The 13,247-nt window shown below is 68.6% G+C and carries 13 protein-coding genes; 3 read left to right on the plus strand and 10 right to left on the minus strand.

What is annotated here, in order from left to right; translation table 11 throughout:
- Positions 1 to 107: 107 nt before the first annotated feature.
- Entirely contained in the window at positions 108 to 554 is a 447-nt protein-coding gene (locus ADL25_RS03195) for a DUF6086 family protein (RefSeq protein ID WP_059126066.1), read from the plus strand.
- Positions 555 to 808: 254 nt separating this feature from the next.
- On the opposite strand, the gene ADL25_RS03200 is transcribed toward ADL25_RS03195, so the two are convergent.
- Both ADL25_RS03200 and ADL25_RS03205 read right to left on the minus strand, forming a co-directional pair.
- Positions 809 to 1,666, minus strand: coding sequence for a GNAT family N-acetyltransferase (locus ADL25_RS03200; RefSeq protein ID WP_059126067.1), 858 nt, complete (start codon positions 1,664 to 1,666; stop codon positions 809 to 811).
- A 222-nt stretch (positions 1,667 to 1,888) separates the two neighbouring features.
- Complete coding sequence (locus ADL25_RS03205; RefSeq protein WP_059126077.1) at positions 1,889 to 2,374, minus strand: hemerythrin domain-containing protein; 486 nt, start codon at positions 2,372 to 2,374, stop codon at positions 1,889 to 1,891.
- 504 nt (positions 2,375 to 2,878) lie between these two features.
- Between ADL25_RS03205 and ADL25_RS03210 the strand changes: the two genes are divergently transcribed.
- Positions 2,879 to 3,373, plus strand: coding sequence for a hypothetical protein (locus ADL25_RS03210; protein WP_147318060.1), 495 nt, complete (start codon positions 2,879 to 2,881; stop codon positions 3,371 to 3,373).
- A gap of 221 nt (positions 3,374 to 3,594) precedes the next feature.
- Here the strand turns inward: ADL25_RS03210 and ADL25_RS03215 are convergent, their stop codons facing one another.
- The 3 genes from ADL25_RS03215 to ADL25_RS03225 form a co-directional block, all read right to left on the minus strand.
- On the minus strand, positions 3,595 to 3,783 hold the full coding sequence (locus ADL25_RS03215; protein ID WP_059126069.1) for a hypothetical protein: 189 nt from the start codon (positions 3,781 to 3,783) through the stop codon (positions 3,595 to 3,597).
- 295 nt (positions 3,784 to 4,078) lie between these two features.
- Positions 4,079 to 4,546 (minus strand): hypothetical protein, encoded by a 468-nt coding sequence (locus ADL25_RS50220; protein ID WP_234380381.1) that lies wholly within the window; start codon positions 4,544 to 4,546, stop codon positions 4,079 to 4,081.
- Positions 4,547 to 4,795: 249 nt separating this feature from the next.
- Positions 4,796 to 5,227: a nuclear transport factor 2 family protein gene (locus tag ADL25_RS03225; protein WP_059126070.1), complete on the minus strand. Its 432-nt coding sequence runs from the start codon at positions 5,225 to 5,227 to the stop codon at positions 4,796 to 4,798.
- Positions 5,228 to 5,327: 100 nt separating this feature from the next.
- Here ADL25_RS03225 and ADL25_RS03230 point away from each other — a divergent pair, with 100 nt between their 5' ends.
- Complete coding sequence (locus tag ADL25_RS03230; RefSeq protein ID WP_059126071.1) at positions 5,328 to 5,897, plus strand: PadR family transcriptional regulator; 570 nt, start codon at positions 5,328 to 5,330, stop codon at positions 5,895 to 5,897.
- Between the two features lie 58 nt (positions 5,898 to 5,955).
- Here ADL25_RS03230 and ADL25_RS03235 read toward each other — a convergent pair whose 3' ends face one another.
- From ADL25_RS03235 to ADL25_RS03255, 5 genes are all read right to left on the minus strand, one after another.
- Positions 5,956 to 8,634 (minus strand): SpoIIE family protein phosphatase, encoded by a 2,679-nt coding sequence (locus ADL25_RS03235; protein ID WP_079050144.1) that lies wholly within the window; start codon positions 8,632 to 8,634, stop codon positions 5,956 to 5,958.
- Complete coding sequence (locus ADL25_RS03240; RefSeq protein WP_059126073.1) at positions 8,631 to 9,128, minus strand: MarR family winged helix-turn-helix transcriptional regulator; 498 nt, start codon at positions 9,126 to 9,128, stop codon at positions 8,631 to 8,633. The genes ADL25_RS03235 and ADL25_RS03240 overlap by 4 nt, the downstream gene beginning before the upstream one ends.
- A gap of 340 nt (positions 9,129 to 9,468) precedes the next feature.
- Positions 9,469 to 10,788: a glycoside hydrolase family 3 N-terminal domain-containing protein gene (locus ADL25_RS03245; RefSeq protein ID WP_059126074.1), complete on the minus strand. Its 1,320-nt coding sequence runs from the start codon at positions 10,786 to 10,788 to the stop codon at positions 9,469 to 9,471.
- A 563-nt stretch (positions 10,789 to 11,351) separates the two neighbouring features.
- Entirely contained in the window at positions 11,352 to 12,191 is an 840-nt protein-coding gene (locus ADL25_RS03250; RefSeq protein WP_059126075.1) for an alpha/beta fold hydrolase, read from the minus strand.
- Positions 12,192 to 12,381: 190 nt separating this feature from the next.
- Positions 12,382 to 12,810: a VOC family protein gene (locus ADL25_RS03255; RefSeq protein WP_059126076.1), complete on the minus strand. Its 429-nt coding sequence runs from the start codon at positions 12,808 to 12,810 to the stop codon at positions 12,382 to 12,384.
- Positions 12,811 to 13,247 lie beyond the last annotated feature (437 nt).

The following is a 13,247-nucleotide window of genomic DNA, read 5'->3' on the forward strand; positions in this document are numbered from 1 at the left end:
GACACCACCCCCCAGGTCATCCGTTCGACAGGGGGCAACAGCCATGCCGGGCCCGGAGGCCAGCGGCCCTCTTGCAGGACCGCAAAGAAGATAACGGGGGATCGGCGATGAGCATGTACTTCGACGCCGGCGACGAGACGCTGTGGAACCCCTCGAACGGTGCGGGCCGCCTCTTCATGAGGCAGGTCGAGGTGTTCGAGGCGGAGCTCAAGTTGCCCTCGGGAATCGGCCAGGGCAGGTATTGGGGCGACCCGGACACATTCGAGATCGATCCGGCCGTGTACGCGGTGTTCGTGCGCGGCCTGGCCGCCTGGTACTGCCGGACGGGGCACTCCGTCATCCGCGCGCTCTCCGAGGGGTTCACGGCGACGGCAGTCACACTCGCGCGGCGAGCGGGAATCGAGGTGGAGGTGCCCGAACCGGCGCCGGACCACAGGTGCGGTGACCCGCAACGCGACATGCAGGTTTCCGGCAACCCTCGAACCGCGTCGCACGACAACGTCGAAGCGCTCGACCTACGGGCACGGGAGATGGACCGCTGGATGGCCCGCTGAGCGGACGGACCCGTGACCGCCCGTCGCCGACCCACTTGCCGTGATCGCCGATGGCCTGCCCAGACCGAGCCGTCGTCCTGCGGAGCCGGGAGAGGGAGTGGAGCGCGTCCCAGTGCCTTGTTTCCCCCTCGGTACCGATCCCGGCGCACCGGCCACTGGTCGCACTCGACAGCCCTTGGTCGGCCCGGTGACCCTCCGGCGACCTGACGGGGCCGCAGAGGATCCACGTCGCCGAACCGGGCCTCCACCCGCGCCTACTCGAAGTCGTACATCGCGAAATCGGTGACCGGGCGGTACCCGAGCCGCTGGTAGAGGCCGTTGCTGGTGGGGTTGGCCAGGTCCGCGAACAGCAGGACATGCGCCGCGCCCGCGGCCAACGCGGCTCGGCTCACCTCGATCGTGGCGGCGCCTGCGTAACCGCGGCCGCGCAGGTGGGCCGGTGTGTAGACGGGCGCCACCCGGATCTGGCCGGCCACCGTCGGGCTCACGCCCGCCATGGAAACGGGGGTGCCGTCCGGCGTCTCCCAGAACGTGACGCGTCCGGAGGCGATGCGCGCGTCGGCCCAGGAGCCCGCGTCGGTGGAGGTGACCCCTCCGATGGCGGCGGCGAACTCACGGTGCCAGAGCATGAGTTGCTCGCGGTCCTGCTCGCCCGCGACTCGACCCCGGCCGTCCGGGAGCGGCTGCGGTGGTGTGAGCGTACCGAGGCGGTACAGGCGCTGCCGCTCGTGGAGCGTCGGCGTCGCGCCCGTGTGCCGCTGCCAGGCCTCGGCGAAGGCGGTGGCGGTGTCGTGGTCCGCGCTGACGCCGGGGAGGGGGCGGTCGAGGCCGACCCAGTGAGCGGCAAGAGCGTCGGCCTCCTCGGGAGTGAGGGGGGTGAGGTTCAGACGGTGGGGCGGGGTGCGGAAGAAGGCCGCGCGAACCTCACCGGCCCGCTCCAGCCAGCCGAAGGCCGGAGCCTCGGCGCCGTACGCATCCAGCCCGCGTGTGCGAAGTGTCTCGGTCACCGTCAACGGGAGGGTGTGCAGGGCCGGGCGCGAATGCAGGAAGTCTCCGGCTCGGGTGAGAAAGAATTCCAGGTCTTCGGTGAGGTGCCAGTCATCCGGGCGCATGTCTCATGATCCCCCGTACTGTCAGCGCGCGCCTGGAGTTTTCCGCTGGGGCGAGACAACAGGCCTTACGGATCGGCGGACTTCCGGCATCCACGTCCGACAGCGAGGACGGTGTCGGCGCCTTCCGAGTTGTCCGCCCCTCCATCTGACCGACGCATGCTGTCCTGTTGATGGATGTGTCACCCGCTTCGGGCAGTGCCGCCCTGCGCGTGGACGGCCGTTTCATGCCGCGCCGAACCGGAACACGTCGTCGGACCATCCGGTGTCGGCTACTCCCTCGTCGAGCGCCTCGCTGATCGTCCGCTCTTCGTAGCCGAAGTGGGATTCCATGATCGCCGCCAATCCGTCGAGCTCACGCCCGATCGCTTCCATGACGTCTCCGCCGGATTCGGCCGCACGGTCGGCGAGTTCGCTCACCTGAGTCAGGATCCTGGCAATCATTCCATGATCCTCGGCAAGGTTCGCGACCGTCGCCGTGAGATCCGGGCGATCGAGCAACAACTGCGAGAACATTCCGTCGTCCTCGCCGTGGTGGTGTGTTGTCAATGCGGCACAGAAGGCCAGACAGTGGGTGAGGAGTGCGTCGTCACCCAGTCGGCGCTGTCCAAGGCCCGTTCTGATCTCGTTGATCCGGTGACGCAGTTCCTGATGTGCTTCTGCGAGTTGGAGACTGAATGCGGCCGTACGGTCGCGGTCGTGGGAAGCCACGAACGGCAGTCCCTTCGGTTCCGCACCTCCATGCCTGACGCCGTCCGCCACCGGCACGCGATGCTGCCGTCATCCGATCACGCGACGCGGCGGAACGGCAAGCGCACGGCCTCGGAGGTGGGTCGGAAGTGGCTGGTCGTAGCTCCGCGGCCGACGGCACACACCGTCGCGCAACCCGGAGCGTTCGGCGCTGGGGAGCGCCGCGGACCGTGGTGTACCCCCTCAGGTGGCGCGGGCGCGCGGCCCGGGTGTGACGGTCCATCCGAGAGTCTGTTCAATTGCCGTTCTCGGACCGGGGGCGCCGCAGCACATATGTGGGCCGCGCCGACCGTTGTGGACAGGGCACCGGATGCCGGGCCGTCGGTGCATTACGACACGAAGATTTCAGCCTCTCTGATTGCGTTTACGTGTTGATGCTGCCGTATACCGTGATGCGTGCTCGCATCGCGGTAAGTAATCACCCTCAGAAAGGGAACGGTTGTGCCCATCTCACGGTGGTATTTGATGGCTGCTTCGGTGCTCGCACTGACCGATCTCGGATGCCATGCCTCTTCACCCTCGAACCTCGAGCCCATGGCCAATGAGGTTCAGGGGCACTACGAAGTGATCCGTCTGCACGGAGACCTGACGGGAACCAAAAGGCTCAACGACGGAGATCCGGAAACCGGAGTGGGCAACAAGGTTCTGATCACGGAAAAGCTCTCTCGTAACGGGAGCAAGTACGGCTTCTCCGCAACCATGTGCACCCAGGCCGGAGGGCCCTTGAAGCCCACCCCGGAGAACCCGACCACCCAGCTGTGTTCAGGGGTCTACAACCTCGATAATGGACAGGTCACCTGGCAGAACACGCTCGCCGTCACACGTGAGGGTGTTCCGGCGCCGTGGAAAACGGCCATCACGGGTGGCACCGGCGCGTACGAGAATGCTCGCGGCTACATCCTTGTCAACGGGGAAAAGCGCGACTACACGGTCTATCTCGTTCGAACGTCCTCGTCGTGAGCGCGCTCACTGCCTGAGCCGAATCCGCTTCACGGCAATCATGTCCGGACCTCCGGGGCCGTGACCGTGTCCGGCGAGGTGGAACCCCTCCCGATCCAGCCCGCAGCCGGCGCCTCCGCGGCGCCCGGCGCGCGCTCCCGCAGGTCGGGCGTCACCGACCCGTGCGGAGCGCCCGTCGAGTCGGACTGCCGCGGGCGTTCGCCTGCGGCCACCGGCTCGTGTCACACCGGCCAGTGGTAGCCGAGGCACAAGTTCACCACGACCGCGTACGTCAGGTACATCAGCCAGGCGCCCGTGAGGATGGGGACCAGTCCGAGCACGCGCTCGGCCACGCCGACACCGATCGTCGTGAAGAAGTGGCAGAAGTAGATGGCGAAGGCCGTCGAACAGGACTCCCACCGGCCAGTCACTGACAGCGAAGAACACGGTCGCGCCCCTCGCCGAGATGAGCATGTAGGCGATCGTCATGCCTGCGTTCGGCATATGGATCTTCCGTTGATTCCCGCTCAGCGACCGGGAAAGCTGAGCGCGGTCCGTGCCTCCGCCAGTGGCCAGTGCTGTGACCGGGAACGTTTGCCGGGTTGCAACCAGAACCGCGGCCGGTCCCGACGCCCTCGCACCCCACCGACGCGGATGCACCCCCATTCGAGGTGAGGGCCACATCCGATGGGGGCCGTCGGCCTGTCCCCATGGCCGCTTGGGCAGCTACACCCGCTCCTGAAACACCCTGATCTCCGTCGGTCTGAACGTTCCGACCGTCGTCCAGGCCCATCGCTCGGTCAATTCGCGGGCCCACTCGCCGAGATCGGCTCCTGCACCGTGGAAGAACCACGAGTCGAAGCTCCCCAGGGCTTCGAGGGCAGGTTCGGATCCGTATCGGATCTCGCAGTGGACCTGCACGTAATGGTCGTGAGCACCATCGTCGTCGGAGACCGCGAACTGCCGCGTGAGGTCCACCGTGAACGTCGGAGGCCCGTCGAACGAGTAGGTCCCGTACTGAAAGAGGAGGCCATCGGCATCAGGGGCATCCGAGACGTCGAACAACCGGCGGCCGAAGCGGAGGAAGGCCTCCCAAGCGTCTTCCGTGCCGAGACCGGAAAGCGCCTGCTGGGCCGCCCTCAGTTCGACTTCGAGCAGGCCCACGGCCTCGTTTATGGACAGCCTTCGCGTCATCCCCACCGTCCTGCACCGTGGCGGCTCACCCTACTCAATTCGGCAGGTGTTCCCGGTTACGGTCCCCTCAACGCGAATCGGTACGCAGTCGCCCCGGCGCACTCGCCCGCAGGCGGCGCGGGAGTCCGTCGTACCGCCTGTGCGGCGGCGGTGGTTGATCGCCTTCGGTACCGGGGCCCCCGCGCCTCGGCCGGTCCCGGGCGGTGGATCTCCCGCAAGCGTGGCGCCGCTGCGGCTCGGCGGGCGCGTCTACCGGCCGGTGGGTGCAGGTGCGAGCCCGGCCGAGACAAGGCCGGCCAGGACGGCTTCGCCCAGGGCGTGGACGGCGGACTGGGGCCGGACCATGACGGTGAACTCCTTGATCCGGCCGTCGTCGTCGAAATGCAGCAGATCGATGCCGTGGATCTCCTTGCCTCCCGCCTTGGCGCGGAAGAGGAGGATCGTCGAGGGGGCCGACGTGCCGTCACCGCTGGTCTGTGCCGTACCGGACAGGTCGCCGATGTAGCGGAAGTCCTCGAACGTGCGGAACAGGACACCGAAGAGGCCCAAGACCATCTGCTTGCCCTCGAAGGGCGTGAACTTCACGGGGCTGTAGAGGTGGATGTCCTCGGTGAAGAGGTCCTCCAGGGCCGCGAGGTCGCGGTTGTCGACGGCGTCGCGGAAACGATCTGTGGTGGCCATGGTCCGGCTCGCTCTCTCGGATAGTCATGAATGTGACTAGTCAATTTTATGACTACCATGGCCGGCGGGTCCGGCGACAGGGGTACGAAGGAGGCGAGCGATGGCGCTACGGCACGCGGTGCTGGCAGCACTGCTCGACGTGGAGCTCAGTGGCTACCAGCTGGCCAAGTCGTTCGACCTCGGTGTGGCCAACTTCTGGTACGCCCAGCCGCAGCAGCTCTACGCCGAGTTGACGCGGCTGGAGAGGGACGGGCTGATCGCGGGTCGTGAGGTCGTGCAGGACGCCCGGCCCAACAAGCGCCTGTTTCGCGTGACCGAGGCAGGGCTTGCGGAGCTGGAGGACTTCACGGCCGCCTCCGCGAAACCCCCCTTCATCCGCGACGACCTCCTCGTCAAGGTGCAGGCCGCCGACGACGTCGATCTCGGAGCGCTGATCGCACAACTCGACGAACGCGCTTCCATTGCCGCAGCCAAGATCGACCTGTTCGGCCAACTGCTGCGCGGTATGCGCGGTGAGCGTACGGAAGAGGAGTTCCTGCGTCATGGAGACCGCATCGGGCCCTACCTGACGTGTATGCGCGGCCTGGCCTTCGAACAGGGCAACCGTGACTGGTGCGAACGGGCGATCGCGGTGCTGACGGAGAGGCGGCGGGCCCACACACGCGCCTGACCGGATGAAGGCCTTCCACGACGGCTCCGCTCGGTGCGGTGGAGGGCAGGGTCCACGCTCAGGCTCGTGGGTTGGGCGTTCCGTCGTCCGGTTCCTCGCTCGTGCGGGGTGCGTGGTCCGGCGCGGCGAGCGACTGCTCGCACCAGATGGTCTTGCCGCTCTTGGCGTGCCGGGTGCCCCAGCGCTGGGTCAGCTGGGCGACGAGCAGGAGTCCTCGGCCGCCCTCGTCGAAGGTGCGTGCCCGTCTCAGATGGGGCGCGGTGTTGCTGCTGTCGGAGACCTCGCAGATGAGCGCGGTGTCGCGGATGAGGCGCAGCTGGATCGGCGGGGCGCCGTAACGGATCGCGTTGGTCACCAGCTCACTGACCACCAGTTCCGTGACGAAGGACAACTCGTCCAGCCGCCAGGCCTCGAGCTGCTCGACGGCCAGTGCGCGTGCCCGGGACACCTCCTCCGGGTCCGCGGGGATGTCCCAGGTGACGACCCGGTCCGAGGTGAGCACACAGGTACGGGCCAGCAGCAGGACGACGTCGTCCTGCGGAGGGCCGGGAAGCAGGGTGTCCAAGATGGTGGAGCATGCGGCTTCCAGCGAGCCCGGCGACGAGGCCAGCGCACTGCGCAGCATGGCGAGGCCCTCGCCGAAGTCACGCTCCCAGGAGTGCACCAGGCCGTCGCTGTACAGGGCCAGGGTGCTGCCCTCGGCCAGGTCCAGCTCGATGTTCTCGAAGGGCAGGCCGCCCACCCCGACCGGAGGACCGATCTCCCCGGCGATCTCCTGCACCGTGCCGTCGGGGGCGATGACAAAGGGCAGGGGGTGGCCGGCGCTGGCGAGTGTGCAGTGCCGGGAGACCGGGTCGTAGACGGCGTAGATGCAGGTGGCGCCCCGTTCGCCGTTCGCCGGCGCGTCCTCCAGATGGAGTACGAGATCGTCGAGATGGGTGAGGAGCTCATCGGGTGGGAGGTCGACGTCGGCGAGGGTGCGCACCGCGGTGCGCAGACGGCCCATGGCGGCCGAGGCGTGGATGCCGTGCCCCACGATGTCGCCCACGACCAGGGCCACCCGTACGCCGGACAGGGGGATGACGTCGAACCAGTCCCCGCCCACACCCGCCCGGGTGTCCGCCGGGAGATAGCGGTAGGCGACGTCGACGGCGGGCTGCTCGGCCGGCCGCTGCGGCAGCAGAGCGTGCTGGAGGGTCAGCGCGCTGTCCCGCTCGTGGGTGTAGCGGCGGGCGTTGTCGACGGCGACCGCGGCCTTGACCGCCAGCCCCTCGGCGTCGATGAGGTCCTGCCTCTCGAACGGTGCGGACCGGGAGCGCCAGAAGGTGACCGTTCCCAGCAGAATGTGCTGGGTGGTCAGGGGAATCGTGATCAGGGATGTCATGCCGTACGCGAGGAGGCGCTCGGCTTGTTGAGGGCTGTCACCCCGCCACGCGGAGCACGTGCTCAGATCGCGTACGAGCAACGGCTGCGGCGCGGAAGGGGACCCCTCGGTGGGCGGCCGGTGGCACGCCATCACGGTGCCTTCCGGCTCCAGGGGTGAGTCGTGGCGGATGCCGCCGACGGCCACGCGCTGCATGGATGTGTCGCCGGTTACGGTCGGTTCGTCTCCGCGCAGTGCGGACATCGCGAGGTCGACCGTGGCGAAGTCGGCGAACCGGGGTATCGCCACGTCCACCAGTTCCCGAGCGGTTCGTGTGACGTCCAGGGTGGTACCGACGGCCACACTGGAGTCGTAGAGCAGTTTGAGGCGACCGTGGGCCCGCCGGGCCTGGGCGAGACTGCTCGCCAACGACTCGGCCATGGTGTTGAAGGCCGTCTCCAACTGTTCGATCTCCCGCCTTCCGGTCATCGGCATGCGGGCGCTCAGGTCGCCGACGGCCAGTTGCGTGGCCACCGCGGCGGCGGTGCGGACCGGCCAGACGATCACCCGGATGACGTACGCCGAGTATGTGCCGATGAGCAGGACCGAAGCGCCGAAGCCCGCCGAGGCCACGGCTGTCGCCCTTCGTGCGCTCGCGTCGGCGGCGGCTTCACGCGCCGCGACATCGGACTGCTCGGTCGCGGTGTAGCGGTCGAACATGTGCCTGAGCGCATCGACCTTCTTCTGGCCCATCACTGTCGCCGTCAGGCTGCTCGACTGGGGGTTGCCGTGCCGTGCCTCGTCGACCAGGGGCGTCGAGTAGGTGTCGATGAAGGACCGGCCCGCCCGGCTGATCTGGACCGCCAGGTTTCGTTCGGCAGGGGACTCGCTGAGCCGGACGAGTTTTGCGGCCTGCCCGGGGAATCGGGCCTGGGCGGCTTTCCAGGGCTCGAGGAAATGAGGGTCTCGGGTGATGATGAACCCCCGCTGACCCGTCTCGATGTCGAGGACGAGGGAGTCGACCAAGCGGCTCTGGCTGAGTGCGGCGTGGGATTGCCGTTCGGCCAGCCCGGTTTCCCGCACGTTGTTCCCGGACCAGATGAATGCGGCGAAGATGGCGCCGATCAGCACGGCGAGCAGCGCGCCGGCGGCGGCCGTGAGGCTGACAAGACCCCGTTGCGGACGTCGGTCGTGCCAGAGCCTCGCCATCCGGGGCGCCTCCTCTTCGCCGGAGCCGCCGAGCCGTCGACCGGTCACAGGGTGAGGGGTGGCCCGGGGCTCCGCACCGTCCGCCCATGAGTCGCGCATTCCTGGCCGGAGGGCGCTGCTCCGTTCTTCGCCCTCGCGCTCGGCGTCCGACGTCGGTTCGTTCATGAGCTGGTCGCTGAGGCGGTCGCCGTGCCGACCCGGCGCGGTGGTGCGGTGGCGTTGAGGAGCAGCTGCCGGAGCAGGGGGCGTGCTGCCTGCATCGCCGCGCTCAGAGCACGTCGGTCCTCGACGGACAGGGTGGTCAGCAGCGCCGTCAGACGGGCGTCATGGACCCGCTGCCGTTGGGACAGCAGTTCCCGGCCGGACTTGGTGACGGCGACGAGGACCACACGGCGGTCGCCGGGGTGCCGGACCCTCTGCACCAGACCCATCCGTGCCAGGCGGTGGACCAGCTGGGTCATCGAGGGCTGAGCGACTCCCTCCGCCGCCGCCAGTTCGGTGAGCCGGGCAGGCCCGTGCCGACAGAGTCTGTCCAGTGTCGAGACGCTGGTCAGACTGAGGTCGCCGCCGGTCATCAGGTGACGCAACACCAACAGAGCCGCGTCTCCCAGTGCCTCGGCGAGTCCTTCGGGGCTCTGTCGGGTGCCTGTCTCGTGCATGAGCGGGGTTCCCGTACGCAGGAACGGTGGGGCGGGTGGGCAGCATCCTTTGGCGGCTGCCTTCGCGTTTCGTTTTCAACAATTACATAGGGATTCTATGACTTTTATGGGTAAAAAGGCGTTAAAAGGTGCAATATTTCTAGATCGCTGACTTGACAGAGCGATCATCCGTTGCCGGACGGGGCCGGGGTGTGAGGCCGCCCGTTCCGCCATGGCCTGCGGGCCATGGCGGAACGGGCGGATGGTGCGACGCGGTCGCATCGCCGACAGGGGCAGGCCTCTTGTGTGTGCCCTGATCCTCGGGGGGGTGTCCGGGACGCCGAAAGGCCTCACCGGCGGTTCAGCTGCAGGTGAGCAGGCCGGCCTTGTACTTGGCGTCGAGCACGCGGTGGACGCTCGCGTTGACCTTGGCGCGGAAGGAGGCGTCCTGCTGCATCCGGGTCTGGACGGCCTGAGCCATGGCCGGGACGGTGCTCGGATTCACCGTGAGGATCATGTCCCCGCCGGCCGAGACGAAGTTCACCGCGCGCTGGGCGGGGGTGAAGGACCGCACCGCGACGGCGTTGCCGAGGTCGTCGGAGATGACCACGCCCTTGAAGCCGAGCTGGGTGCGGAGCAATTGATTGATGACCGTCGGTGAGAAGGCCGCCAGGTGCTTGGAGTCGATCTTCCTGTAGGTGGCCAGCGAGACCATCACGAACGGCGAACCGGCCCGGATTCCGTTCCGGAAAGGCGTGATGCTGGAGCTGTTGGCGGTGGTCACGGAGTCCACGACGTTCGCGGTGGTGTCGGTGTTGCCGATCACCTGGCCCAGCCCCGGAAAGTGCTTGATTGTCGTCAGTACGCCCGACTGGGCGAAACCGGCGGCGAAGGCGTTGCTGTGCGAGGAGACGACGTCGGCGGTGTGACCGAACTCCCGGTTGAAGAAGCCGATCGGGCGGTTGCGGGTGCCGAGGCTCGCCGGAACCACATCGGCGACCGGGGCAAGATTGACGTTGAGCCCGGCGGCTTTGAGCTGTTTGGCCCAGTCCGCGGCCCGGGCGCGCAGTGTCGTGGTCGACCAGCTTCCCTGGGTCAGTCCGCTGGGCATGGTCGAGAAGCCGGGGCCGCTGAGCACCTGTACCCGGCCGCCCTCCTGGTCCGTGGAGACCAGCATCCCGACCCGTCGGCCGGCGACCTGGTCCGCCTGGCTCCGGATGGCGTCGACCACCTTCCTGGTGGCCGCCACTCCGGCGGTGCTGCGCCCGGTCAGCATGATGGAGCCCACGTGGTAGGCCCGCAGAGTGCGCAGCTGTGCCTGGTCGGGGCGGGCCGCGGAGACGCCGCCCATGAAGAGCTGCCCGACCCGCTGGGCCGTGGTCATGCCGTTGAAGTAGCGGTCGGTGCAGGTGGTGGTGGTTGCCGCCGGGGTGGCGCTGGTGACAGACGGGGCCTCACCGGTCGCGGAGCTGAGATCGGGCCTGGGGCTGAGCGTCCGGGGGGTCGCGGTCCGGGGCGTGGTCGCGCCTTGGCTGGTGGCTGACGGCCGGGAGTCCTCGGAGCCCACGTGCAGGGCTGGTTCACCGCAGGCGGTCGAGGCCAGCACCAAAGTGACCAAGGGGACCGCGGTGCGCAGGGTTGCTGAGCGGCGGCCCCGCGGCCACCGGACACGTGCTGTCATCGATCTTTCTCCTGCCCTAGGTGCTTCCCGGACCGCTTGGGGCCGCGGGCTTCAGAGCCGCTTCCGGCACGGCGGACTGGGCCCACCGTGTGAAACACACCGTACGTTATGCGTACTTGTCCGACTCTTTGCATGTCTGGGTGATATTGCGACCTGAACGGGGCGGGGCGTGCGCTGCGGGCGCGGGATTTCCGCGTCGGCACGGTCCGCGTGTGTGTCCGAGTCGGCCTGCTCCAGGCGTCGGAGGTGCCCGGGACGCAGCCCGGCAAACCTTGTAGGAGCTGCCAGGTGCTCGTTCGACCGATGGTGTGAGGTGGCGGAAGCGGCCGCCGCCCCACCCCGCGGCAGTGCCGGGCCCGTTGATCATTCCGCCTGGGGAACACCCCGCGGGCGCTTCACGCGGACATCCGCCCGGTGCCGACGGACCGGAGGGTACTCCCGTCCGGGAGAGCTCCGTCCGTTGGCGTTGACAGGTCGCGCAACGGGCAGGGGGTCGCGGCGACGGCATCGGTGCGGGCCGGATGCGGCCTGGTCGCTCGGTCGGACTCGACGGCCGGGCTCGTTCACCCCAGGAAGGCCGCGACGGCGGCAGTGAAACGGTCGGCGTCGTCGAGCCACGGAAAGTGAGCCGCGCCGGGCTGGACGACCAGCTCGGCATGGGGGAAGAGCCGGGCCGTCTCGGCCACCGCCGGGGGAGGGGAATTGAGATCGACCTCCCCGGCGAGCAGAAGCACCGGCTGCCCGAACAGCGCCAGCGCCGTGCGGGTGGCGTCCGGAGCGAAAGCGCCCTCTGAGCCGAAGACGCCCGCGGCTTCGCTGTTCCGCTGCGCGTTTCCCGCAACGTGATGTGCCTGGGCCGCTTCGTCCCAGCGGCCGTACCAGAACGGTGCGATGTCCTGCCACGAGTCGGTGGTCGCCGGGCCGGAGGCGATCGATTCCAGAGCCGCGTACGCCGCCGGAAACCACGGCTCGGCCCGGCGGAGCCGTGCCGTCTCGCGTCGCACGTCCCCGGTGATCGTGACCCCGACCGCGGCGACGCTCGGCGTGATCAGCGCGAGTCTGCCGACACGTGCCGGGTGTCGCCCCGTGTACAGCAGCGCCAGATTCGTGCCGGCGGAGTGCGCGAGCAGATCCATCCGGTCGAGGGCGAGGTGCTCACGGAGAGCTTCCACATCGTCCACGAGCCGATCGCAGCGGTAGGAGGCGATGTCCTTCGGTGCCGCCGATCGTCCTGTGCCTCGAAGATCCAGCATGATCAACTGCCGGTGCGCGGAGAGACCGCCGAGCTCGGCGAGGTACGCCGAGTCCTGCATGGGTCCTCCGGGCAGGCAGACCAGGGGAGGACCGTCCCCGAGCACCTGGTAGGCGAGCTCGGTTCCGTCGTGGGCGGAGAAGGAAGGCATAGGGCATGACCTTGCCAGCGGGGCCGCCGTGGAACAACCGCATTGGGCGACGCGTCTGAAGACCGCACCGGGAAGGGTGAGTTGAGTGCGCCGGAAGTCGACTTCCGCAGCGGGTCCGCCGCATCGATGACGGTGACGTCCGAGATGGTCCTCGGCTCCGGGGCAACGTGCCCCGGGGGCTGTCGAGCTGTCAGGTGGCCGCGACCTCGATCAGCTCGATGAGATTGCCCTCGGGGTCGTGGACGTAGGCGTAGCGCATGCCGTCGGTGACGCCGGGGGAGGGCGGCGACACCCGCCCCGCGCCGCACTCGTCGACCAGTCGGGCGAAGGCGGCGTCGAGGTCGGGCACCTGGAGAGCGAGGTGGGTGAAGGTCTGCGTGGCGGTGGCGGCGAAGGGGTCGCTGTGGGTGACCGGTGTGGATCCGGATCGCTCGACGAATTCCACGCGCAGGCCGGCGGAGTCGCCTAGCACGGCGGTACGCACACCTGCGTCGGGAAGCTCGAGCCGCTCCTCCACTCGAACGAGACCGAAGGCGGCTCGGTACCAGCCCTCCTGTGCGGGCAGATCGGCCACGGAGAGGCTGATGTGGTGGAAACGGTAGGCGGGAGCGGTGGCCATGGATCCTCCTGGTTAATGCCTTTTACCTGGTGAGTGGTATTAACCTTAGGCACGTGAGCTCACCTGTCAAGCGGCGTCCCACCGGTCACCACCACGGCGACCTGCGCAGTGCCCTGCTGCGAGCGACGCCGGAGCTCGTGGCCGAGCGCGGGCCGCACGGCTTCACCCTCGCCGAGGCGAGCCGCCCGGCCGGAGTGAGCGTGGTGGCTCCGTACAAGCACTGCCGCCCACCGCGACACGCTGTTGGCCGCGCCGGCCGCACAGGGCTACCGCGAGCAGTGCAGGCGCTGCCGCACTGTCGCCGACAAATGAATGGGACGGATCGCATCCATTAGCCGTGGAGTTATCCTGGGAGCATGAGCAACGAGGGTGTGATCACGAGCGCGCCGCTGCTGGGTGAACCACTGCCGGTCGAGCTGATGAACACCGTCACCGCC

The sequence above is a fragment of the Streptomyces sp. NRRL F-5122 genome (assembly GCF_001507435.1).
Classification (GTDB): Bacteria; Actinomycetota; Actinomycetes; order Streptomycetales; family Streptomycetaceae; genus Streptomyces; species Streptomyces lannensis.